Annotated in this window: 20 protein-coding genes; 9 read left to right on the plus strand and 11 right to left on the minus strand. The window is 58.0% G+C overall.

The features are described 5' to 3' along the window. Window positions 1-147: 147 nt before the first annotated feature. Window positions 148-1,008, plus strand: coding sequence for a MurR/RpiR family transcriptional regulator (locus ACP7A4_RS09855; protein ID WP_173426974.1), 861 nt, complete (start codon window positions 148-150; stop codon window positions 1,006-1,008). A gap of 63 nt (window positions 1,009-1,071) precedes the next feature. On the opposite strand, the gene ACP7A4_RS09860 is transcribed toward ACP7A4_RS09855, so the two are convergent. The 6 genes from ACP7A4_RS09860 to ACP7A4_RS09885 all read right to left on the minus strand — a co-directional run bounded on the left by ACP7A4_RS09860 (window position 1,072) and on the right by ACP7A4_RS09885 (window position 7,732). After that, on the minus strand, window positions 1,072-1,935 hold the full coding sequence (locus ACP7A4_RS09860; protein WP_048363439.1) for a D-hexose-6-phosphate mutarotase: 864 nt from the start codon (window positions 1,933-1,935) through the stop codon (window positions 1,072-1,074). Between the two features lie 97 nt (window positions 1,936-2,032). Next, on the minus strand, window positions 2,033-3,370 hold the full coding sequence (locus ACP7A4_RS09865; RefSeq protein WP_059764719.1) for a carbohydrate porin: 1,338 nt from the start codon (window positions 3,368-3,370) through the stop codon (window positions 2,033-2,035). Between the two features lie 85 nt (window positions 3,371-3,455). Continuing rightward, a complete protein-coding gene (locus ACP7A4_RS09870) occupies window positions 3,456-4,616 on the minus strand; it encodes an ABC transporter ATP-binding protein (RefSeq protein ID WP_059764718.1) in 1,161 nt (386 codons plus the stop codon). Between the two features lie 3 nt (window positions 4,617-4,619). Then, a complete protein-coding gene (locus ACP7A4_RS09875; protein ID WP_048363436.1) occupies window positions 4,620-5,456 on the minus strand; it encodes a carbohydrate ABC transporter permease in 837 nt (278 codons plus the stop codon). Beyond that, entirely contained in the window at window positions 5,449-6,357 is a 909-nt protein-coding gene (locus tag ACP7A4_RS09880; RefSeq protein WP_048363435.1) for a carbohydrate ABC transporter permease, read from the minus strand. The genes ACP7A4_RS09875 and ACP7A4_RS09880 overlap by 8 nt, the downstream gene beginning before the upstream one ends. Before the next feature lie 97 nt (window positions 6,358-6,454). After that, window positions 6,455-7,732 carry an ABC transporter substrate-binding protein gene (locus ACP7A4_RS09885; protein ID WP_426246600.1) on the minus strand — a complete coding sequence of 426 codons (1,278 nt, stop codon included), beginning with the start codon at window positions 7,730-7,732 and terminating at the stop codon, window positions 6,455-6,457. Window positions 7,733-8,078: 346 nt separating this feature from the next. Here ACP7A4_RS09885 and ACP7A4_RS09890 point away from each other — a divergent pair, with 346 nt between their 5' ends. Continuing rightward, window positions 8,079-8,735 carry an AP2 domain-containing protein gene (locus tag ACP7A4_RS09890; protein ID WP_059764708.1) on the plus strand — a complete coding sequence of 219 codons (657 nt, stop codon included), beginning with the start codon at window positions 8,079-8,081 and terminating at the stop codon, window positions 8,733-8,735. A gap of 19 nt (window positions 8,736-8,754) precedes the next feature. On the opposite strand, the gene ACP7A4_RS09895 is transcribed toward ACP7A4_RS09890, so the two are convergent. Genes ACP7A4_RS09895 through edd form a run of 4 tightly spaced genes read right to left on the minus strand, consistent with a single transcriptional unit; the run spans window position 8,755 to window position 13,781 of the window. Continuing rightward, window positions 8,755-10,215, minus strand: coding sequence for an ATP-binding protein (locus tag ACP7A4_RS09895; RefSeq protein ID WP_238938420.1), 1,461 nt, complete (start codon window positions 10,213-10,215; stop codon window positions 8,755-8,757). Next, window positions 10,205-10,942, minus strand: coding sequence for a response regulator (locus tag ACP7A4_RS09900; protein WP_059764703.1), 738 nt, complete (start codon window positions 10,940-10,942; stop codon window positions 10,205-10,207). The genes ACP7A4_RS09895 and ACP7A4_RS09900 overlap by 11 nt, the downstream gene beginning before the upstream one ends. Window positions 10,943-10,992: 50 nt before the next feature. Beyond that, the gene (locus ACP7A4_RS09905) at window positions 10,993-11,958 is read right to left on the minus strand and encodes a glucokinase (protein ID WP_426246603.1); all 966 of its coding nucleotides are present in this window, start codon (window positions 11,956-11,958) and stop codon (window positions 10,993-10,995) included. After that, window positions 11,955-13,781 carry a phosphogluconate dehydratase gene (gene edd / locus ACP7A4_RS09910; protein ID WP_426246605.1) on the minus strand — a complete coding sequence of 609 codons (1,827 nt, stop codon included), beginning with the start codon at window positions 13,779-13,781 and terminating at the stop codon, window positions 11,955-11,957. The genes ACP7A4_RS09905 and edd overlap by 4 nt, the downstream gene beginning before the upstream one ends. A 208-nt stretch (window positions 13,782-13,989) precedes the next feature. On the opposite strand from edd, the gene gap reads away from it, so the two are divergent. The 7 genes from gap to ACP7A4_RS09945 all read left to right on the plus strand — a co-directional run bounded on the left by gap (window position 13,990) and on the right by ACP7A4_RS09945 (window position 21,154). Further along, complete coding sequence (gap, locus tag ACP7A4_RS09915) at window positions 13,990-14,991, plus strand: type I glyceraldehyde-3-phosphate dehydrogenase (protein ID WP_203303200.1); 1,002 nt, start codon at window positions 13,990-13,992, stop codon at window positions 14,989-14,991. A gap of 4 nt (window positions 14,992-14,995) precedes the next feature. Then, a complete protein-coding gene (locus tag ACP7A4_RS09920; protein WP_426246608.1) occupies window positions 14,996-15,460 on the plus strand; it encodes a methylglyoxal synthase in 465 nt (154 codons plus the stop codon). 202 nt (window positions 15,461-15,662) lie between these two features. Continuing rightward, a complete protein-coding gene (locus ACP7A4_RS09925; RefSeq protein ID WP_426246610.1) occupies window positions 15,663-16,181 on the plus strand; it encodes an RNA polymerase sigma factor in 519 nt (172 codons plus the stop codon). A 166-nt stretch (window positions 16,182-16,347) separates the two neighbouring features. Continuing rightward, the gene (locus ACP7A4_RS09930; RefSeq protein WP_120752349.1) at window positions 16,348-17,253 is read left to right on the plus strand and encodes a FecR family protein; all 906 of its coding nucleotides are present in this window, start codon (window positions 16,348-16,350) and stop codon (window positions 17,251-17,253) included. A gap of 117 nt (window positions 17,254-17,370) precedes the next feature. Next, a complete protein-coding gene (locus ACP7A4_RS09935; RefSeq protein WP_059764690.1) occupies window positions 17,371-19,974 on the plus strand; it encodes a TonB-dependent receptor in 2,604 nt (867 codons plus the stop codon). Window positions 19,975-20,085: 111 nt separating this feature from the next. Further along, complete coding sequence (locus ACP7A4_RS09940) at window positions 20,086-20,694, plus strand: biliverdin-producing heme oxygenase (RefSeq protein WP_059764689.1); 609 nt, start codon at window positions 20,086-20,088, stop codon at window positions 20,692-20,694. A gap of 58 nt (window positions 20,695-20,752) precedes the next feature. Continuing rightward, window positions 20,753-21,154, plus strand: coding sequence for a YbaN family protein (locus tag ACP7A4_RS09945; RefSeq protein WP_048363422.1), 402 nt, complete (start codon window positions 20,753-20,755; stop codon window positions 21,152-21,154). A 155-nt stretch (window positions 21,155-21,309) separates the two neighbouring features. Here ACP7A4_RS09945 and arcD read toward each other — a convergent pair whose 3' ends face one another. Beyond that, on the minus strand, window positions 21,310-22,737 hold the full coding sequence (gene arcD / locus ACP7A4_RS09950; protein ID WP_059764687.1) for an arginine-ornithine antiporter: 1,428 nt from the start codon (window positions 22,735-22,737) through the stop codon (window positions 21,310-21,312). Window positions 22,738-22,918 lie beyond the last annotated feature (181 nt).

Here is a 22,918-nt window from a genome sequence, read left to right on the forward strand (position 1 = left end):
AGAAATGTAGTAATAAACACAACATTTTCTCTAAATACAGATTGCTACTAGTGGTCGTATCGGGCCATCAGTAGGATAGGCCACCTTCCAGAGCCGCATTACAGCCAGGCTCTTGCATCGACGCCCCAAGGAACATAAATGGACCGCGTGCGAAATTTACTTGAACAAATCAAAGGCCGCCTCGAAGAGCTGAACAAAGCCGAGCGTAAAGTGGCCGAAGTGATTCTGCAAAACCCGCAGCAGGCGACGCGTTTCAGCATCGCGGCGCTGGCGCAGGCCGCGTCGGTCAGTGAACCGACGGTCAACCGGTTTTGCCGCTCGTTTGGTGTCAGCGGTTACCCGGAGCTCAAACTGCAACTGGCGCAAAGTCTGGCCAGTGGCGCCGCCTATGTCAGCCGCGCGGTTGAAGCCGACGACAACCCTGAGGCCTACACACAAAAGATTTTCGGCAGTGCCATCGCCTCGCTCGACAGTGCCTGCCAGGCGCTGGACCCCAACCTGATCAGCCGCGCCGTGGACTTGCTGATTCAAGCGCGGCAGATTCACTTTTTCGGGCTGGGTGCCTCAGCGCCCGTAGCACTGGATGCACAGCACAAGTTCTTTCGCTTCAACCTGGCTGTCACGGCGCATGCCGACGTACTCATGCAGCGCATGATTGCCTCGGTGGCCCACACGGGTGAGTTGTTTGTGATTATTTCCTACACCGGTCGTACCCGCGAACTGGTTGAAGTGGCTCGTATTGCACGGGCCAACGGCGCCTCGGTATTGGGGCTGACCGCCGAAAATTCGCCACTGGCCAAGGCCAGTACATTGAGCCTGAATATCCCGCTGCCCGAAGACACGGACATTTACATGCCCATGACCTCGCGCATTATCCAGCTCACCGTGCTGGATGTGCTGGCCACCGGCATGACGTTGCGCCGTGGCGTGGACTTCCAGCCGCACTTGCGCAAAATCAAGGAAAGCCTCAACGCCAGCCGTTACCCCGTGGGGGATGAACTGCAATAGAGTCAACTGTGGCGCCGCTGCCGCAAGCGGCGTCCGGCAGCGTAACCGTCGCATAACCGATGATCAGGCGCTGCACAGCCCCGCCCGCGCGTGCAGGCTCAAATGCGCTTGCTCGCCGGGGGCCAGGCTTTGCTGGCGGGTGCTGCCGCTGGTGGACTCGACACACACAAAGCCCATCACCTCACTCCAACTGACGCCCAGCAACGGCCGTCTGCCGGGATGCCAGACCACGGTGTTGGCGTTGTCTCCCGTATCAATACTCAAGGCCCGGTGCCAGGCGTGATCGTTGAGCTGCATTTCACCGTCATGCTGGAACACCCGCTGACAACCGCCGTCCACCCGCAACTCGCCTTTTTGCTCGCAAGCTTCGCGGTTCAGTTGGTCATAACCGATCACGCCATCCAGCCCAGACAGCGCTACCTCGGCAACATCACCAATACGCCAGTAAGCACGCAGCGCCTGACTCATTTGGCAGGGCTCGTCGTCCTGATGCTCGGTACTGAGGCGCAACTCCATGCTCTCGCCCAAGCGCGCATGCAAATCCACCTGCCAATCGCACAGCGTTAAACGCCAGTGCAGGCTCACGCCCTCTTCATCTGTTTGGCTGTCCAGCAGCTTCCAGTCGATCAACCGGGCCCAGCCATGAGACGGCCACGCATTCTCGCTGGGATGACGGCCATACCAGGGCCAGCAAATCGGCACCCCGCCCCGAATGGCGCCCACCTGCGGCCACTTCTCGGCGCACCACAGCCACGGTTTTTGCCCGGTTGGCTTGAAGTGCAACAGTTGCGCACCTTGACGGCTGAACACCGCCTGGCAATGCGGATGGTTAATCACCAACACGTCACGCTGCTGAAAGCGCTCCCATTGGAAGATCGGCTGTTCTCGTTTGAATTTAAAAAATCGATGAAGCGGATGCTCGTGCATGTGCCGCAATCCTGAAAATCATGCGTCGGGTAGTGCCGACCCGAAAAAAAGCGGATAGCCCGGGCTACCCGCTAGAAAAGCAAGGAGCTTAGCGCACTTAGAACGTCGACTGAATTTTCAGCCCGGCCACCAATGCGTTATCAACCTTGTCCACACCACCTGGGTGCGCGATGTACTGCAAGTTTGGACGCACTGTCAGCCAGTTGGTCACGTGGAAGCCATAGTTGAGTTCGTAGTTGTACTCAGTGGAGCGCAACGGCGAGTACGACGCGTCGCTGTAGTCGGTGACACCGATCGAGGCGTTGATCAGCTCGGCGCTTTTTTTCACGTCATCGTTGACGTGGATACGGGCGGCACCGATGCCGATGTCATCTTTGGGGCGGGCGTCGAACGGACCTTTGTACACCAACATCAGCGACTGGTAGTTGTCGACGATATTGGTGGCCTTGTCGTGGAAGGTGGCGTTGGCGGCGATATGCAAGCCGCGCGATGCATCACCGTTGTGCGTGGTGAGTTGCTGCTGCACCACGAACCAGTAACCGTGCTTGCTGTCACGTACACGGTAGTCTTTGCCGGTGCTGGTGATGTCGACACTCACGTCATCGGCAGGCGCCGTGCTTTTGTAGTAACCGACACGGTATTCGCCCGGCAGATCGTTGACCTTCGGCGACCACACCAGCTCTACCGGCAGCACCGTGCCCTTGGTGCCGCTACCACTGAGCTTGAAGCCGTTGCCGTGCTCAAGCTGCGACGGGTTCTGGTTGTACGCGCCGATCTGTGCATAAAACTCGGGGCTAATGTTGTACTTCACCCGCAGTGCCGCCTGGCTGACCGGCCAGTTGTACCAGATGTTGGTGGCCCAGTTGCCCACCTGAGAACCACAGAACGCCAGGTTCTGGAACTCGCAGGGGAACGTGTTGAAGTCTTCGCCTTCGCCGAAGTAACCGGCCTTGACGTCCAGCTTGCCGTCGAGGAACTGATGCTGGATCCACAATTGGGTCAAACGCACCATGTGCCCACGGCCGTAGACTTCCTGGGAGGAACTCAGGGTGCCAGCACGCGGATCGCCCACGCGGTCGTTGGAGATGTTCTGGCCATTACGGTTGGTGAGCTGGATTTTGGCCTGGGTGTTATCCCAGCCCCACAGCTTTTGCAGGTCGAGCGCCACGCCCAGACCGAACTGGTCGCTGTAGCGCGCCGTCTTGTCGTTGTTGTAACCCCCGTGCAGGTTGGCCCCCATTTCACCGACGTAATCGGCCTTGATGTCGATGCCCTGCTCGATCAGTCTGGTCCGTTCACCGCCCCAGTCGCCGGTCATCCATTTCGAATCAGCGCTGAAAGCGTCGTCGGCATAGACACTGCTCGCCCCCAGTCCTAACGCAACAATAGCCGACAGCTGGCAAGCCAGACGGGTGCGGGTCATTCTGTTGTTCATCCCTTGGATCCTCGTTGTTTTTTTATTGGCTTTGTTTAACGCGGCACCGCTCAAGGAGCACCTCAAACAGGCTCCCTGTACAGAATCAACGACCCTTGAAATGCGCCACGTTATCCGCCCGGCTCTGGGCCTGGGGCGAACTCATCGCCCCCAGACGCTCGCCTGTGTTTGCATCAAACAGTAGCACTTTCGCAGGATCGAACTGCAAATTGAGACTTTCGCCCACCTGAGGCGCGTCATCCGGAGCCAGACGGCAGCACACTTTGCTGCCATTGAGGTTCACAAACACCAGCGTGTCCGGGCCGGTGGGCTCCACCACCTGAACTTCGGCACGAAGGGTCGGCAACCCGTTCGGCTCATGGCCCGCCAGCACGATTTGTTCGGCGCGAATGCCGATGATCACGTCACGGTCTTCAAGACCCTCGTCGCGTACGCCTAACGGCAGCTCACAGCGCGCCTGGCCACTGTCGAGCAGCGCCAGCAGGCGCCCTTCCTGGCGCTGCAAACGCAGCGGGATGAAATTCATCGGTGGCGACCCGATAAAACTGGCGACAAACAAATTGGCCGGATCGTTATAGATCTGCTTCGGCGTCCCGAACTGCTGAATGATCCCGTCTTTCATCACCGCCACCTTGTCGCCCAGGGTCATGGCTTCGATCTGATCGTGGGTGACATAAACCGTGGTGGTTTTCAGGCGCTGGTGCATCAACTTCATTTCGGTGCGCATCTCGACCCGCAATTTGGCGTCGAGGTTGGACAGCGGTTCATCAAACAGATAAATCTTCGGCCGCCTCGCCAGCGCCCTGCCCATCGCCACCCGCTGCTGCTGGCCACCCGACAACTGCCCCGGCTTGCGCGTGAGCAGGTGTTCGATTTGCAGCAGCTTGGCCACCCGCGCCACCTCTTCATCAATGGCTGCGGTGCTCATCTTGCGGATCTTGAGGCCAAACGCGATGTTGTCCCGCACGTTCATGGTCGGGTACAGCGCGTAGGACTGAAACACCATGGCGATGTCCCGATCCTTGGGGCTCATGCCGCTGATGTCGGCGTCGTCCACCAGAATCGAACCACCGCTGATGCTTTCAAGCCCGGCGATGCAGTTCATTAAGGTGGATTTACCGCAACCCGAAGGCCCGACCAGAATCAGAAACTCGCCGTCGTTGATTTTCAGTTCAATGTTTTTCAGCGTGTCGGGCAAACCTTTGCCGTAGGTTTTGTTGACGTTGCGTAATTCGAGCGTTGCCATGCCTTACCCCTTGACCGCGCCGGACGTCAGCCCGCGCAGGAAATACTTGCCCGCAAAAATGTAGACCAGCAGTGTCGGCAGCCCGGCAATCATGGCCGCGGCCATGTCGACGTTGTATTCCTTGGCGCCGGTGCTGGTGTTGACCAGGTTATTGAGCGCCACGGTGATGGGCTGCGCGTCGCCACTGGCAAACACCACGCCGAACAGAAAGTCATTCCAGATTTGAGTGAACTGCCAGATCAGGCACACCATGATGATGGGCACCGACATGGGCAGCAGAATGCGCCCGAAGATCGTGAAGAACCCTGCGCCGTCGAGCCGCGCAGCCTTGACCAGCGCATCCGGGATGCTGACGTAGTAGTTGCGGAAAAACAGCGTGGTGAATGCCAGCCCGTACACCACGTGCACCAGCACCAGGCCGGTGGTGGTGTTGGCCAGCCCCAGTTTGCCGATGGTGAACGAGGCAGGCAGCAAGACCGTCTGGAAGGGCAGAAAGCAGCCGAACAACAGCAGACCGAAAAACAGCTGCGAGCCGCGAAAGCGCCACATCGACAGTACGTAGCCATTCATGGCACCGATGAAGGTGGAGATCAGCACGGCAGGGATCGTAATTTTGACCGAGTTCCAGAAGTACCCGCCCACCGTGTCCCACGCCTTGATCCAGCCAATGCCATCAATCACTTGCGGCCAACTCAGCAGGTTACCGGTGCGAATGTCTTCCGGGCTTTTGAAGCTGGTGAGCAACATCACCACCAACGGCACCAGATACACCGCCGCCGCCAGGATCAATGTGGCGTAGATGGCCAAACGACTGAAGGTCAAACGCTGTGCGTTAATCATGGCGTTTATTCCTCAGCTCGGAGTACAGATAAGGCACAAGAATCGCCAGAATCGCCCCCAGCATCATGATGGCACTGGCCGAGCCAACGCCCATTTGCCCACGGCTGAAGGTAAACGAATACATGAACATGGCAGGCAAGTCAGACGAGTAGCCCGGCCCGCCTGCGGTCATCGCCGACACCAGGTCAAAGCTCTTGATGGCGATGTGCGCCAGAATCATGAACGCGCTGAAAAACACCGGGCGCAGGCTCGGCAAGACAATGCGCAAATAAATGGTCGGCAAGCTCGCGCCGTCCACCTGAGCGGCACGAATAATCGACTGGTCCACCCCGCGCAACCCGGCCAGAAACATGGCCATGACAAACCCCGAGGCCTGCCACACTGCCGCGATGACCAGGCAGTAGACCACGCGATCCTGGTCCAGCAGCCAGTCAAACCGAAACCCTTCCCAGCCCCAGTCACGCAGCATTTTGTCCAGCCCCAGCCCGGGGTTGAGCAACCACTTCCAGGCCGTACCGGTGACGATCATCGACAGCGCCATCGGGTACAGGTAAATGGTGCGAATGAAGCCTTCCTTGCGAATACGCTGATCGAGCAGCACCGCCAGGAATACGCCAATCACCAGGCTGATCGCGATAAACATGCCGCCAAACACGGCCAGGTTTTTACTCGCCACCCACCAGCGATCGTTTTCCATCAGGCGTGCGTATTGCTGCAAACCCACCCATGTGTAGCTGGGCATGAAGCTGGAGTTGGTAAACGAAAGCAGGAAGGTCCAAAAGATGTAGCCATAAAAGCCAACCAACACGATCAACATGCTGGGTGCCAATACCAACTTGGGCAACCAGCGTTGCAACGCGTCAAACGGCGAGGCTTTGTGGAACACAGCCACAGCGCTCATCGAAATTCTCCCGCAAGGGTGTGTCGGCATTCGCTTGCGCAAATGCCGGACGATCCGAAATTAAAGGAGCCGCGCGAGCGCGGCGGGTATCAGACAATCACCGGGCAGACTTGATCGCCGAGGCCAGTTGCTTGCCGGCTTTGGCCGGGTCGGCATTTTTGTCGCTCATGAAGTTGGTCACCACGTCAAAAATCGCGCCCTGAACGGCCAGAGAAGTGGCCATGTTGTGCGCCATGCTTGGCAACTGACCTTTCTCACCTGCCGCAGCAAAGTCTTTGGCGGACGCTTGTGCGCAGCTGTCGAACTTGCTCATGTCCAGGTCATTGCGAACCGGAATCGAGCCTTTGTTCTGGTTGAACACGTACTGGAACTCAGGTTCCAGCGCGACTTTGGCTAAATCGTCACGCGCGGCATTGTTGCCGGGGGTGTCGTTCTTTTTGGCCAGTTTGAACATCGCCAGCGAGTCGATGTTGTAGGTGAAGCTGCCTTGAGTACCCGGAAATGGCACGCACTCATAATCATTGCCGGCTTTTTTACCCGCCGCAGTCCATTCACTTTTCGCCCAGTCACCCATGATCTGCATGCCCGCTTTGCCGTTGATGACTTTGGCGGCTTCCAGGTTCCAGTCCTGACCACTGCCATCGGGGTCCATGTAGCCCTGAAGCTTTTTCAACTGAGTGAACACATCAGTCATTTGCGGGCCGGTCAAGGTGGCCTCATCGTTTTCGACAAACACTTTTTTGTAGCCTTGCGGGCCCATGATGCTCAGCACCATGTCCTCAAAGACCGTGCTGTCTTGCCACGGCTGCCCGCCGTGGGCCAACGGGATGAAACCTGCGGCCTTGAGCTTGTCACCTGCGGCATAGAGTTCATCGAGGGTGGTCGGGGCTTTGTCGATACCGGCTTTTTTGAACGCTTGCGGGTTGATCCACAACCAGTTCACGCGATGGATGTTCACCGGTACGGCGACATAATGGCCATCGAACTTCATGGTGTCAGACACCGTTTTGGGCAGCAGTTTGTCCCAATTGTTGCTCTTGGCGACCTCATCCACGTTGGTCAGCAGGCCCAGTGCGGCCCAGTCCTGGATGTCCGGCCCTTTGATCTGCGCAGCCGAAGGCGGGTTACCGGACACCGCGCGGGTTTTAAGCACGGTCATGGCCGCAGCACCGCCGCCGCCTGCCACTGCACTGTCTTGCCAGGTGTAACCGTCTTTTTCGATCAGTTTTTTCAGTACATCGACGGCTTTTGCTTCGCCACCCGAGGTCCACCAATGCACCACTTCAACGCTGCCTTGGGTATCGGCTGCATAGGCATTGAGGGGAAGTAGCGAAGCGAGAGAAATAACAAGGGCGAGGCGGTTGAATGCATTCATCGAAGGACCTTTCTTGTTGTTATGACTGTGCAAGTCTGTTGCTTGCGCTTACAAAGAGTCTACTCACCTGCCGCAAGGCTCATGTAACGAAAAGACGTTCATTTGTCACCATTGCGTGACAAAACTTCCAAGGTTTTCGCCAGCACTATTTATTCTCCTGCAAGTGGTGAAATCGGATACATCCCAGAATTCTTGCTATCAAACCTGTAAAGCAATTTCCGCATTGCTTGTAGGACGCATCCCTAAGTCGTTTTCCCACGTTGTACACGCAAATTACTTCGGCGAATCTGTTGAACATCGTTACAACTTATGAACGGATGCCGACGCCCATCAGGAGATACACGCCATGTCCAAATGCAATCCTTTCCTTCCCAATCAACACTTCATTTACCCCCTCAAACATCAGAACGGAGAGATTTACGCGTGGAAAGTGGATATTCAGCGCTCTGGCAAAGTGCATATCCAAGTCTTTGAGATCAGCGAATATGGCGGCGAAGAAGCCGCATTACTGGCGGCCGAGCGCGTGCGTAATCAGTGGGTGCTGAAAATGCCCCTGTCCTTTAGCTATGAACACCGCCAGCGCCTGATGCCCCATAACACCAGCGGTCATCCGGGGGTTTATCGGATTCAATCAAACAACATCGAGTACTGGCGAGCGACCACGCGTATTCATGGCTACAACTTGAGCAAGAGTTTTCGCATTGATCGCTATGGCGATGAACAGGCCAAACTCATGGCGCTACAAGAACGCGAGCGCCAATTAACGTTGTGCAACGAACCGTATGAAGTGGCCATGGAAAAGCTACAACAGCATTTCAGCCAAACCAGTGCGCGCGTGCGTGAAAATCGCATCAAAGCCGCAATGATTAAAAAGGCGCCCGAACCCGTCGTCGAGCCATCGCCCAACCCGTTTCTGGAGCCGCTACTGCCCATTAGCGCCGAACAGGCCAGCTTGTCGATCAGCCGGCACTTGGCGGCCAACAGTAAAGAAAATACCCACTGATGAGGCGCACACCGGTCACTCATCCCGCCACGCGCGGTAAACACAAGGTCACCCGCAAGCCGCCACCGCGCAGGTTTTGCAAACTGACCTCGCCGCCGTGGCTATGCGCAATATTGCGCGCGATCCCCAAGCCCAGACCATAACCCTGCTGCTGCCCAGAGAGCCGAAAATGCGGCTCAAACACTTGCTCCAGCCGCTGCTCGGGCACGCCAGGGCCTTCATCGTCTACGTGCAGCACAAACGCGTGCGCGTCATCTTCAATCAGTAAATGCGCGTTGTGGCCGTATTTGAGCGCGTTGTCTATCAAGTTGCCCATGCACCGGCGCAGCGCCAGGGACTTGCCTGCATAGGGCCAGCGTGCCCGCCCGGTGAGTGTCACGCGGCCATTACCGTGTGGGAGCACGTAAGGCTCAATCAAACAGTCGAGCAACAGATTCAGGTTCACCGGCTCGATGTTTTCGTGAATATCGGTGTCTTTTACACATTGCAGCGCGCCTTTGACCAACAGCTCCAACTCATCCAGATCGCGACCGAACTTATGTTGCAACTGCTCGTCTTCAAGCAACTCAACCCGCAGACGCAAACGGGTGATGGGCGTGCGCAGATCATGGGAAATAGCACTGAACAGTTGGCTGCGCTCAGTCAGGTAGCGACTGATGCGCGCACGCATGGTATTGAACGCCCGTGCGACTTCCACCACCTCACTGCCACCGCCGATTTCGATGGGTTCAACCTCTTCCTCACCCAACGACAAATCCCGCGCAGCCCGCGCCAAGCGCTTGAGCGGGCGGCTTTGCCAGTGCACCAGCAAACCGATGGAAAGCAGCAAAAAAACACTGCTCAGCGCAATGAACCACAGTTGCATGGCCGGCAGCCCTTCTTCTTCCAGGCTGGTATAGGGCTGTGGCAGCAGTGAAGCGATGTACAGCCATTCGCCGGGCGCCATCTGGATTTGCGTCACCAGCACCGGCGGGTTGACAGGTTCCAGGGTCAAGGCAAAGTGCGCCCAGGAGCGTGGCAGTTCATCGAGTTTGAGCCCTGCGTTGAAAATACGCAGGTCTTGGGGGCTGACGAACTTGACCGACATGTCGACATCCGGCCCCAGCGATTTACGCAGGACCTGATCCACTGCACGGATCACAGCTTCCTTGCGCTGCGTGGTGGGTAATACCTGCATGTCCAGGGGGCGCTCATTGAGGCTTACGACAAACCGCGTACCGCCCATGCTGCGCATTTGATCGAGCACCAACGGTCGATAGGCCAACGGCAGGGAACGCAAGTAACTGACCGTGGCATTCATCGAGTGCGCCAGGCTGCGGGCACTGGTCACCAGCCCCTCAAGTTGCGTGGCGCGCAATTGTGAGAGCCAGATCACGCTGGATAACGTTTGCGCCAGCAAGATGGCCAGCAACGTGAGCAGCAACATGCGCCCCAGCAATGAACGGGGCACACGCACCTTGCGCAACCGCTTAATGGTCATGCCCGTGGCTGACCTCGGCCGCCAATTGATAACCGCTGCCGCGCACGGTACGAATCAGCCGTGAGGGTTTTTCGGTGTCACGCAGGCGTTGGCGCAAACGGCTGACGGCCATGTCGACGATGCGGTCCAGCGGCATCAGGTCACGTCCGCGCGTGGCATTGCCGATGGTGTCGCGATCCAGAATTTGTTGCGGATGATCGAGAAACAGCTTGAGCAGCGCAAAGTCGGCGCCCGACAGAATCACTTCTTCGCCATCGGCATGGAACAGCCGGTGGGACACGGTGTTCAGGCGCCACGCGTCAAACATCATAATCGGGTTGCCGCCCTCCGGGCTGACACTGGCAAATTGCGCACGCCGCAATAACGCCTTGATCCGCGCTTGCAATTCACGCGGGCTGAAGGGCTTGCCGAGGTAGTCGTCTGCCCCCAATTCAAGCCCCAAAATCCGGTCGGTTTCGTCGGAGCTGGCAGTGAGCATGATGATGGGAGTCTGGGCACAGCGCGGATGTTGCCTGACCCAACGGCACAAACTGAAACCGTCCTCGTCGGGCAGCATCACATCCAGGATCAATAAGTCGCTGGGGGCCTGTTCCAGTGCCTGCCGAAACCCCGCTCCCTCACCCACGGTGCGCACCTGAAACCCCGCCCGGGTGAGATAGAGATCAAGCAGTTCGCGGATTTCCTGATCGTCGTCGACCAGCAAAATGGATTTGCCCAGAGCACTCACAGTGGCGTTCCTTATTGTTTTTATCGATCAAACAAACAACCGTAGACGGATTACGCCTCCTGGCCAAATGCTTGTTGCAATGCTACGCCTGCGCCCATCAAGCCCGGATACGGCGCCGTCACCAGCCACACCGGAATGCCATTAAGGTAATCGCTCATGCAACCTTTATCGGCAAAGCTTCGGGCAAAACCGCTGGCCAGAAACAGATCGGCAAAACGCGGGATCACGCCACCCACGATGTACACGCCGCCGCGCCCGCCCAGGGTCAAGACGTTATTGCCCGCCACGCGTCCCAACCAGCAACTGAATTGCTCCAGCACTTGACGCGCAACGGGATCACCCGCCAGCGCTGCGGCCGTGATGGCGCGATCGCTGTCGAGTACCGGTGTATGACCATCCACCGCGCAAATAGCGCGATAAACACGCGGCAGGCCGCTGCCACTCAACACCGACTCCGCGCTGACATGCCCGATTTCGTTGTAGATGTGCTGCCATAACTGGACTTCGCGCGGGTTACTCATCGGCAAGTCGACGTGGCCGCCCTCCCCCGGCAAGGCCATCCAATGCCCTTCGCCCAGATTGAGCAAGGTGCCGACGCCAAGACCGGTGCCAGGGCCGATCACCACCGCAGGGCGAGTCGGCTCAGCGACACCGGCACACACCTGACGCACATCCTCAGGCTGCAAGCGCGTCATGCCAAGCGCCATCGCACTGAAATCGTTGATCAACAGCAGGCTATCAACCTCAAGCATGCGGCAAAACGCCACGCGGCTCAGGCGCCAGTGATTGTTGGTAAAGCGAAACTCATCGCCACTCACCGGCCCCGCGACCGACAGGCACACCGCACCCACAGCCCCTAATGGCAGGCCCAACCCGTGCAGATAGACCGTGATCGCGTCTTCGGGGCACGCATAGTCGGCAGTGGCCAACACACTGACTGCACGCAACTGGTCGTTTTCCCACAATGCAAACCGCGCATTGGTGCCGCCAATGTCACCGACCAAAGCTAACTTCATTTGAGGTTTTCCAGAGACAAGGTGAAGGTGCTGGCGCCCTGTTCAGCCGAACTGAAGGCCTGGCGCATAAACGCAAACAACTCACGCCCGGTGCCCACCGCGTTGCTCAAGGTGCCGACGGCCGGGGTGCGTGCGGCGAATTCTGCCTCATCCACCAACAGTTGCAACGTGCCTTTGACGCCGTCGACACGAATCATGTCGCCATCCTGCACCCGCGCCAGTGCGCCGCCGATGGCCGCCTCGGGGCTGACGTGAATCGCCGCCGGGATTTTGCCGGAAGCACCCGACATGCGCCCGTCAGTAATCAACGCCACTTTGAAACCACGGTCCTGCAGCACACCCAGAAACGGCGTCATCTTGTGCAGTTCAGGCATACCGTTGGAGCGCGGCCCCTGAAAGCGCATCACCGCTACAAAATCGTGCTCCAGCTCCCCGGCCTTGAACGCATCGGCCAGTTGCTGCTGATCCTGAAAGACCCGGGCCGGGGCTTCGACGATTTGGTGTTCAGGTGCAACCGCCGAGACTTTCATCACCCCGCGTCCCAAGTTGCCCTCCATCACCCGCAACCCGCCTTCGGGCGAGAATGCACGGGCCACCGGGCGCAAGATACTTTCATCGAGGCTTTCAATCGGGCCTTCACGCCACACCAACTCACCGTCCACCAGGAACGGCTCGCGGGTATAACGGCTCAGGCCGCGACCGGCCACGGTGTTGACGTCTTCATGCAGCAAGCCAGCTTCGAGCAGCTCACGAATCAGGAACGACATACCGCCTGCCGCCTGAAAGTGGTTGATGTCGGCTTTGCCGTTTGGATAAACGTGGGACAAGGTCGGCACCACCTCGGACAAGTCGGCCATGTCTTGCCAGGTCAATTGAATACCTGCCGCTTGCGCAATCGCGGGCATGTGCAGCGTGTGGTTGGTGGAGCCACCGGTGGCGTGCAAGGCGACGATGGAATTGACCAGCGAGCGCTCATCCACAATTTCACCCAGCGGGATGAAGTTGCCGCTTTGTTTGGTCAGACGCGTCACCTGATGAGCCGCCTCGCGGGTCAGGGCATCGCGCAATGGCGTGTAAGGATTAACGAAAGAGGCACCTGGCAAGTGCAAGCCCATCACTTCCATCAGCAGCTGGTTGGTGTTGGCAGTGCCGTAGAAGGTACAGGTGCCGGGGCTGTGATAGGACTTCATCTCGGATTCGAGCAGTTCTTCGCGGCTGGCTTTGCCTTCGGCGTAACGCTGGCGCACATCGGCTTTTTCTTTGTTGGAAATACCCGATGGCATGGGTCCGCCCGGTACAAAAATCGTCGGCAGATGACCAAAGCGCAGCGCGCCCATCAGCAGCCCCGGTACGATTTTGTCGCAAATGCCCAGCATCAGCGCGGCATCGAACATGTTGTGCGACAGCGCCACAGCGGTCGACAAAGCAATTACCTCACGGCTCAGCAAGCTGAGTTCCATGCCCGCCTCGCCTTGCGTCACGCCATCGCACATGGCTGGCGTGCCACCGGCGAATTGCCCGACCGAGCCCATTTCACGCAGGGCTTGCTTGATTTGCTCGGGAAAGTGCTCGTAGGGCTGATGCGCCGAGAGCATGTCGTTATAAGACGAAACAATTGCCACGTTGGCGGCATTCATCAAGCGCAGGTTGTTTTTATCGTCGGTGCCACATCCGGCCACGCCGTGGGCGAAGTTGGCACATTGCAGCTTGCCGCGTTGCGGGCCGTCACTGGCGGCGCCGCGAATGAGCGTCAGGTATGCCTCACGGGTAGCTCGACTGCGGGCAATAAGACGCTCGGTGACTTCAAGAACGCGGGGATGCATGTGTTGAACTCCAGGCTAACGGATGTGGCGACCTGTGCGTGTCCTATGCTGATCGAAGGGCCAGACACGCAACTTCGATCATTTGGACCCGTTGATTCAGGTCACTCGTTGTAGATAAAACAAAATATTGCCACCAAAATGGCTTGTTTTCTATTTCTATGCGAATAATCTTGTAATTCCAACAACAAATCGATGGCAGGCGCTTTCCATGACTCTACGAATCGCAATCAATGGTTTTGGCCGAATCGGCCGTAACGTCCTGCGCGCACTGTATACCCAAGGCTACCGCCAGGACTTGCAGATCGTCGCCATCAACGATCTGGGTGACAGCGCTATCAATGCTCACCTGCTCAAATACGACACCGTTCACGGCACCTTCGAGGCCAGCGTTGAACACGATCAGGAAAGCCTGACCGTTAACGGCGACCACATTGCTGTCACAGCCATTCGCAACCCGGCCGAACTGCCGTGGGCCGCGTTGAAGATCGACGTGGTGTTCGAATGTACCGGTTTGTTCACCGAACGCAGCAAGGCTGCGGCGCATATTAGCGCTGGCGCACGTAAGGTGATCATCTCCGCACCGGGCAAAAATGCCGACGCCACTGTGGTGTACGGCGTAAACCACGACATTCTGCGTCAATCGCATCAAATTATTTCCAGTGCATCGTGCACCACCAACTGCCTGGCACCGATCGCGCAAATTCTGCACCGCGAGCTGGGCATTGAAAACGGCTTGATGACCACCATCCATGCCTACACCAACGACCAGAACCTGACCGACGTTTACCACACCGACCCGTACCGCGCGCGTTCGGCCACGCAGAACATGATCCCGAGCAAAACCGGAGCCGCTGAGGCCGTGGGCCTGGTACTGCCGGAACTGGCCGGTAAATTGACCGGCATGGCAGTACGCGTACCGGTGATCAACGTGTCGCTGGTCGACCTGACGGTTGAGCTCAAGTGCGAAACCACTGCGGCGCACGTCAACGCGCTGTTCAAAGAAGCCAGCCAACATTCCAGAGTCTTGGGCTACAACAGCCTGCCGCTGGTCTCGAGCGACTTTAACCACAACCCGCTGTCGTCGATTTTCGATGCCAACCACACCAAAGTCAGCGGCAAGATGCTCAAAGTGCTGGCCTGGTACGACAACGAATGGGGCTTCTCCAACCGTATGCTCGATAACTGCCTGGCGCTGTGCAACGCGGAGTAACGCGATGATCGGCATCAGCTTTACGACGGCCACCCTGGCGGCGCGCAAACGCATCGCCCTGGTGGCCCACGATCACTGCAAAGGTTTTTTGCTCGATTGGGCCGAACGCCACAAAGCGACCCTCAGCCAACATGACCTGTGCGCCACAGGCACCACCGGTTTGTTGCTGGGCCAACGATTGGGGCTGCCCGTCGAAAGCATGATCAGCGGCCCCTTGGGCGGCGATCAGCAGGTGGGGGCGCGCATTGCCGAGCAACAGGTCGACATGCTGGTGTTTTTTTGGGACCCGTTCGAGCCGCAACCTCACGACCCGGACATCAAGGCACTGTTACGCGTGGCAGCCGTGTGGAACATCCCCGTGGCGTGCAATGAGTGCAGTGCCGATTACCTGCTCAGCAGCCCGTTGATGAGCCAGCCCCACCAACACCGCATTCCCGATTACAGCGCTTACTTGAAGGGCCGCGTGTAAACACGTCCTCCACTGCGCAGTCACTGCCGCAGCCGTCATCAAACCGGCGTTCACTCGACGCGCGCGGCGTGATCAGACGACGCCTTCGGCAGGGGTTACGAGGTGGGGCGTGCCACTCAAATGCGCGCTGACAAAAACAGCACTTGACCAAACACACAGATGATAAGCATTATCATTCGCTCAAAATCGGTCTGGTAGCACTGTGAGTCAGTCCCACTTCAATCACGTCTTCCTCACGCAGCGGGTCATCCTGTTGCGCACCTTGCAGCGTATGGTCAATAACCCAAGCACCGCCGAGGATCTGTTGCAGGAGACGTACCTGCGCGTGACCCGAGCCTTGAGCGAACGCACGGTTGAACACCTTGAGCCATTTGTGTTTCAGACCGCCCGCAACCTGGCGCTGGACCATTTGCGCGCCCGACGTATCCAGTCGCGTACGGTGCTCGAAGACGTGCCCATCGAGGTGATCGAAGGGATCGCCTCCCCTCTCAGCACCCCGGAAGAAGCCCATCAAGCCGCGCAATTACTGGAGCGTTTGAGTGTGAGCCTGAGCCAGTTAAGCGCGCGTCAGCAGCGCATTTTCATCCTCAGCCGCCTGCATGGCTGCAGCTATCAAGAGATCGCCGAAGAACTTGACGTGTCACTGAGTACGGTTCAAAAGGAACTCAAATTGATCATGGCAATCTGTGTCGGGGTAGCCGAGCGACTGAATCGGCCTTAACCTTTACGGGATCTATCCGTAAGCAAGATCCGATTTGGCCGCATCGCGCCCAGGATTCCACGACGTTGAACACGACCGCACCCCAGATTGCCAAGGAACACCCGTGAAGGACACTCAACCACCTGCGGTGCCAAAAGTGGCACAGGACGTTCTGCAAGACAGTGCCATGGATCAGGCGCTGGATTGGCTGATCGTGCTGGAGTGTGCCGACGATTGCGAAAAAGCGGCGTTCCAGGCGTGGCTCAAGGCAGATCCCGCCCATGCGCAAGCGTTCGCCAAAGCCAATGCCGTGTGGAACGGCCAACCGTTGATTGAAGCGGCACAAACCCTGAATACCCCTCGCGCACCCAGCGTGATACGGCGCATCGCCCGCCACTGGAAACACTTGGCCACAGCGGCCGTGCTGGTGCTCTGTGTAGGCGGCTACAACAATGTGCCGCTGCGTTTGCAAGCCGATCACCTGACCGTAGTGGGTGAGCGCCAGCGCCTGCAACTCGAAGACGGCTCCAAGGTGCTGCTCAACACCAACTCCGCGTTCTCCAGCCGCATGGTCAACGCCCAAAGCAGTGCGCGCCTGTATCAGGGCGAAGCCTATTTTGAAGTGCCGGCCAATCTGGAATTCCCCCTCGTACTGGAGGCTGGCCCGGTGCGAGTCAGCGTGCGGGACACCGCGTTCGCCGTGAGCTACCTCAATGGTCAGGCACAAGTGCGCGTGCAACGGGGCGATGTCGATTTACGCATGAACAGCGTCGGCACCCAGATGCGCTTGTCCGCGGGCAACAGTGTGAGCATTGGTCCCAACGGGTTCGGACAACCGGTCAAGCTCAATCCGCAAACCGACCTGGCCTGGGTTCAAGGGCGCCTGGTGTTTGAAAACTGCCCGATGGGCAAGGTGCTCGATGAAGTGCGGCGCTATTACCCCGGCTGGATCGTCAACAACAATGAGCAACTGGCCAGTGTTGCAGTCACTGGCAACTACCGCCTGGACCAGCCGCTGGACATCGTGCGTTCGCTGGCCCACATCACCTCTTCGAGCCTTTCGGAGTTCCCGGCGCTGGTGATTCTCAATTAATTACGTTTTTTTTACTCGATAGCCTAAGGTCATACGTCTCGTTGTAGTCAATGCAACTGATTCGCATTTTGAGTCAGCTTCGCAACTATAAGATTCGTTCACCACGGAGCGCTATCAATGCCCACTCGTTTCAACAGCCGGTCCTCTTCCAACGTCCGCACACGTCCCAAGCACCCGTGCACGTTATCGTTGTTGACCGTCGCCGTGCTGATGGCCGGCGCACATGCGGTACCGGCCATGGCCGCGACCGATGCGCAGCCAGCCAGTCGCTCCGTGGGCAATTACACCTTTGCAATTTCGCAACAGCCCCTGGTGGCCGCGCTTAACGACTTTACCGCCGTGACCGGCTGGCAAGTGGGCCTGCCCGCCGAACTGGGGCAGAACGTCTCGTCGCCGGGCGTGCGCGGTTCGCTGTCCCCGGAAAAAGCCTTGGAGCGCCTGCTGATCGGCACCAATTTGGGCTATCGCAAACTGGGCACAAACAATATCGTCCTCGAAAAGCGCGCTGGCAGCAGCGGCACCCTTGCCCTGCAGCAAGTGACCATCAGCGCCACGCGTCAGGAACAAGACGTGATCACAGTGCCCAGCACCGTGACCGTGCATGACCGCCAGCAACTGGACCGCCAGAACGTCAATACCATCAAAGAACTGGTGCGCTATGAGCCAGGCGTCTCGGTGGGCGGTGGCGGCCTGCGGGGTGGCATCAGCGGTTACAACATTCGCGGCATCGACGGCGATCGCATCCTGACTCAGGTCGATGGCGTTGAGATCCCCAACTCGTTCTTCAACGGCCCATTCGCCAAGACCCAGCGCAACTACGTCGACCCCGAAATCGTCAAACGCGTGGAGATCCTGCGCGGTCCGGCGTCTGTACTGTACGGCAGCAACGCCATTGGTGGCGCAGTGAGCTACTTCACGCTCAACCCAGACGACATCATCAAGCCGGGACAAGACGCTGGCGCACGCCTTAAAACCGGTTACAGCTCGGCCGACCGCAGCTGGCTCAAGTCTGCGACCGTCGCGGGCCGTGCCGACCAGTTCGATGGTTTGCTGCATGTGAGCCGCCGCGACGGTCACGAAACTGAATCCTATGGCAATCACGGCGGCACCGGCCTGAGCCGTACCGCCGCCAACCCCGAAGACGTGCGCACCACCAACGTACTGGCCAAGGCTGGCTGGAACTACAACGACGATGACCGCCTGGCGTTCACCTACGAGAACTACAAAGACGACCGCGACATCAATCAAAAGAGCGTGGTAGGCGGCCCGTTCAACCTCGGCGCACCGCTGGGCATGTACAAATCGCGTAACGGCAACGACACCGTCACCCGCGAGCGTTTTGGCATAGAAAACACCTTTGTGCTCGACAGCTTGCTGGCTGACCACGGCAAGTGGAGCCTCAATTATCAAGTCGCCAAGACCGACCAGAGCACCGAAGAGCGCTACTTGCCGTTTGTGCGTGACGTGTATCGCACCCGCGACACCCTCTACAAAGAGCAGCAATGGGTGTTCGATGCGCAATTTGACAAAGCCTTTGCCATTGGCCCCACCGACCACTTGCTGACCTACGGCACCACGGTCAAACACGACAAAGTGACGGGTTCGCGCAGTGGCAGCGCGGTGTGCCTGGCGGTCGGCAGTGGCTGTAAAGCGGTGGGCGCACTCAGCACGGCCAAAGGCGATGTGTTCGCTAAAATCAGCGACTTCCCGGACCCGACCATCAACACCTACAGCCTGTTTGCCCAGGATGAAATCAGCTGGAACCAGTGGACGTTCATGCCGGGCGTGCGCTACGACTACACCCGCCTCAAGCCAAAAATCACCCAGGAGTTCCTCAGTGCAGTGAACCCCGGCGGCACCGATCCCGTCAGCGATGATGAAAAAACCTGGCACCGTCTGTCGCCAAAACTGGGCGTGACCTACGCGTTCAACGATCACTACACCTGGTTCGGCCAATACTCCGAAGGCTTCCGTACCCCGACCGCCAAGGCGCTGTATGGCCGGTTCGAGAACCTGCAAGAAGGCTACGTGGTAGAACCCAACCCCGATCTGGAACCGGAAAAAAGCAAAAGCTACGAAACCGGCCTGCGCGGTCACTTCGATGAGGGTTCGTTTGACGTTGCCGTGTTCTACAACAAATACCGCGACTTTATTGACGAAGACAACGTCAAGCCCGGCTACGACCTCGACAGTTTCCAGAGCCGCAACATCAAGCATGCCACCATCAAGGGGGTTGAACTCAAAGGCCAACTGCAACTCGACGCGTTCGGCGCGCCACGCGGTCTCTACACCAAAGGTTCGATTGCTTACGCCTATGGTCGCAACGATGACAACGGTCAACCGCTCAACAGCGTCAACCCGCTGACGGGCGTATTCGGTCTGGGTTACGACCAGGATAACTACGGAGGTTTGGTGAGCTGGACCGTGGTGAAGAAAAAGAACCGGGTCGACGACACGGCGTTCAAAGCGCCCGACATCGAGGGCAAACAATTCAAGACCCCGGGCTTTGGCATTGTGGATGTGAGCGCCTATTACAAAGTCACCCAAGACGTGACCGTGAGCGCGGGCGTGTACAACCTCACCGACAAGAAATACTGGTTGTGGGATGACGTGCGCAGCTACGACGGCGTGGGCGAAGCCTCGGCAGTCAACCCGGCCAACCTGGATCGCTTGACTCAACCGGGTCGCAACTTCGCGATCAACCTGGTCTGGGACATCTGATTCGGCCCCTCACTGCGCAGCATTTTTACCTGTGCGGTGAGGATTTTTTACTGTGACGCGTCTTCTTGTTCGTCTAGTTACAAAGCGCATCTCATTCTCAAGGACATCTTCATGACCCCTCAAGACACCGCACAGCGTCCTGCCCTGCGTTCACAACGCCTGAACCAGATCACCAACGAGCCGCATCAAAAGCTCGACGCGCTGGTCAAAGCTCACAAGCCGTTTGAAACCCGGGAAAACTTCGCCCGTTTTGTGGTGGCTCAATACCTCTTCCAGGCCGAACTCCAGGCGCTGTACACCGACCCGGCCCTGCAAGAAATCGTGCCTGACCTGCCCCAGCGTTGCCGCGCCGAGCACGCCAAAGCTGACCTGGCCGACCTCAACACCGAAGTGCCCGCACCTGTCGCGGGTGCGGTCAACGCGCCGAGCAAGGCCCAAGCACTGGGCTGGATCTTTGTTTCGGAAGGTTCCAAGTTGGGTGCCGCCTTCCTGATCAAACGTGCGGTGGCCCTGGAGCTGAGCGAAACCTTTGGTGCGCGCCACCTGGGCGAACCGGCCGGTGGTCGTGCTGAAGGCTGGAAAAGCTTCGTCAAAACCCTCGACGGCCTGCAATTGAGCGCCGAAGAAGAAGCCGACCTGGACAAAGGTGCAGTTGCCGCCTTTGAGCGTTTCACCGTATTACTGGAACACGCCTACGCGGCTGAGCCAGAACTGGCTTAAGCTAGACCTGCCCGGTCAGCATGTGCTGGCCGGGCATTTTTTTATGCGTCTTGAGCTTATGACCCGCCAAACCCAATCCTCGTCGAAAATAGCCCAAATCCTCTTTGGCCTGCTGGCCTACGTCAGCCTGGGCATTGGATTGATTGCCATCGTGATACCGGGGCTACCGACCACAGAATTCATTTTGCTCGCCGCCTGGGCCGCGACCAAAAGCTCCCCGCGCCTGAGTGCATGGCTAGAAAACCACCGGTTGTTTGGCCCGATCCTGATCAACTGGCGCAATGGCAAGATCATTCAGCGCAAAGCCAAAGTCAGTGCCACCATCAGCATGCTGATATGTGCGGGGTTGATGTTGTATGTGCTTGAGCATCAATGGCCGGTGTTTTTGGCCATTGCGGGCATGAGTGTGGGCAACCTGTGGATTTGGTCGCGGCCGGAACGGCTGCCTTCGGCGCTGTAGGCGCCGTAAGGCTTACGCCGCCTCAAGTTCCCGCGCTCCGGTCCCGCTCCGTGGGCACGCCGTCACGGGCCATCCTTGACCCAGCACGGCTATCCCGAAGGCGCAGGCAGATCAAAAACCACGTCAACGGCCAGATCCAAAGCAGGCCAATGCTTTTACAAGGTTAACGCGCCGCTATAAAGCGCATACGCCGCCGCCAGCGCTGCAATCACCACTGCCCCGAAGATCACCTGTTCAATGGCCTTGAACAGCGGCTCACCCTGCTCATGCTTGGCTTTGGCAAAGAACAGGACACCCGGTGCGTAGAGCAACGCCGACAGCAGTAAATATTTCGGTCCCGCTGCGTAGAGCAACCAGATGGCGTAGACAAGGGCCAGCAGCCCCACCACCAGGTCCTTGATCCTGCGTCGGCTTGCGTTCGAGTAAGTCTCGCCTTTTACACACAGCAACACCGCATAGGCAGCCGACCACAAGTAAGGCACCAGAATCATCGAGGACGCGAGGTAGATCAGGCTGGTGTAGGTGCCCGCAGACACCAGGGTGATGAGCAGAAATATCTGAATCATCCCGTTGGTCAGCCACAGCGCATTGACCGGCACGTGGTTGGCGTTTTCCTTTTTCAGGAACGCCGGCATGGTGTTGTCTTTGGCCGTGGCGTACAAAATCTCAGCACACAGCAAGGCCCACGACAGCAACGCGCCCAGCAATGAGATGGCCAGCCCGATACTGATTAAAATCGCCCCCCACTCTCCAACTACGTGCTTGAGCACGCCCGCCATTGACGGGTTTTGCAGCTTGGCCAGTTCTGGCTGGGTCATGATCCCCAGCGACAGCACATTGACCATCACCAACAGCGCCAGCACGCCGATAAAACCAATGACGGTGGCTTTGCCCACGTCCGAGCGTTTTTCTGCGCGACCGGAGTACACACTCGCACCTTCGATGCCGATAAATACAAACACCGTCACCAGCATCATGTTGCGCACCTGGTCCATCACGCTGCCAAGGCTGGGGGTTTCGTGGCCCCAGAAGTCCGTGGTGAAAATATCGGCTTTAAACGCGACACCCGCCAACACAATAAACATCACGATGGGGACGATTTTCGCCACCGTGGTCAGTTGGTTGATAAAGGCTGCTTCCTTGATGCCCCGCATGACCAGAAAGTGCACGCCCCACAGCAACAGCGAGGCGCAACCAATGGCAATCGGCGTATTGCCCTGCCCAAATACCGGCACGAAATAGCCCAAAGTGCTGAACAGCAGGACGAAGTAGCCGACATTGCCCATCCAGGCACTGATCCAGTAACCCCAGGCCGATGAGAAACCCATGTAATCGCCAAAACCGGCCTTGGCGTAGGCGTAGACACCTGAGTCGAGTTCAGGCTTGCGGTTGGCCAGGGTCTGAAACACAAACGCCAGCGCCAGCATGCCTACGGCTGTAATCCCCCACCCAATCAAAACAGCGCCACCCGCTGCCCGTTCGGCAATATTTTGCGGCAGCGAAAAGATCCCCCCGCCAATCATGGACCCGACCACTAACGCAATTAATGCATTAAGCCGAAGCTTCTGGGTGTTTTGCGACATCGCCACCTCGTTATACGGTTTCGTACATTTCATTGTTCACAGTTAATAGGCTACAGCTGTTCACTGACTAAATACATGTCGCATTTATACGTCTATTAGCCCCCGCAATAAGCCCCTTTTTTTTAATCGCTAGTGCATCTATTGAAACCCAGAACACTCCCCCTATGTGAACCAAGGTTTA

It is taken from the genome of Pseudomonas sp. TWR3-1-1, from assembly GCF_049896545.1.
Classification (GTDB): Bacteria; Pseudomonadota; Gammaproteobacteria; order Pseudomonadales; family Pseudomonadaceae; genus Aquipseudomonas; species Aquipseudomonas weihenstephanensis.

Bases quoted from the DNA above. Each gene is read 5' to 3' on its own strand.
- ACP7A4_RS09895 (WP_238938420.1), bottom strand. From the start codon at position 10,215: ATGACCATTAAGCGGTTGCGCAAGGTGCGTGTGCCCCGTTCATTGCTG.
- ACP7A4_RS09920 (WP_426246608.1), top strand. From the start codon at position 14,996: ATGATCGGCATCAGCTTTACGACGGCCACCCTGGCGGCGCGCAAACGC.
- ACP7A4_RS09860 (WP_048363439.1), bottom strand. From the start codon at position 1,935: ATGCACGAGCATCCGCTTCATCGATTTTTTAAATTCAAACGAGAACAG.
- ACP7A4_RS09930 (WP_120752349.1), top strand. From the start codon at position 16,348: ATGGATCAGGCGCTGGATTGGCTGATCGTGCTGGAGTGTGCCGACGAT.
- ACP7A4_RS09935 (WP_059764690.1), top strand. From the start codon at position 17,371: ATGCCCACTCGTTTCAACAGCCGGTCCTCTTCCAACGTCCGCACACGT.
- ACP7A4_RS09940 (WP_059764689.1), top strand. From the start codon at position 20,086: ATGACCCCTCAAGACACCGCACAGCGTCCTGCCCTGCGTTCACAACGC.
- ACP7A4_RS09875 (WP_048363436.1), bottom strand. From the start codon at position 5,456: ATGATTAACGCACAGCGTTTGACCTTCAGTCGTTTGGCCATCTACGCC.
- edd (WP_426246605.1), bottom strand. From the start codon at position 13,781: ATGCATCCCCGCGTTCTTGAAGTCACCGAGCGTCTTATTGCCCGCAGT.
- ACP7A4_RS09870 (WP_059764718.1), bottom strand. From the start codon at position 4,616: ATGGCAACGCTCGAATTACGCAACGTCAACAAAACCTACGGCAAAGGT.
- ACP7A4_RS09865 (WP_059764719.1), bottom strand. From the start codon at position 3,370: ATGAACAACAGAATGACCCGCACCCGTCTGGCTTGCCAGCTGTCGGCT.
- gap (WP_203303200.1), top strand. From the start codon at position 13,990: ATGACTCTACGAATCGCAATCAATGGTTTTGGCCGAATCGGCCGTAAC.
- ACP7A4_RS09905 (WP_426246603.1), bottom strand. From the start codon at position 11,958: ATGAAGTTAGCTTTGGTCGGTGACATTGGCGGCACCAATGCGCGGTTT.
- ACP7A4_RS09945 (WP_048363422.1), top strand. From the start codon at position 20,753: ATGACCCGCCAAACCCAATCCTCGTCGAAAATAGCCCAAATCCTCTTT.
- ACP7A4_RS09880 (WP_048363435.1), bottom strand. From the start codon at position 6,357: ATGAGCGCTGTGGCTGTGTTCCACAAAGCCTCGCCGTTTGACGCGTTG.
- ACP7A4_RS09890 (WP_059764708.1), top strand. From the start codon at position 8,079: ATGTCCAAATGCAATCCTTTCCTTCCCAATCAACACTTCATTTACCCC.
- arcD (WP_059764687.1), bottom strand. From the start codon at position 22,737: ATGTCGCAAAACACCCAGAAGCTTCGGCTTAATGCATTAATTGCGTTA.
- ACP7A4_RS09885 (WP_426246600.1), bottom strand. From the start codon at position 7,732: ATGAATGCATTCAACCGCCTCGCCCTTGTTATTTCTCTCGCTTCGCTA.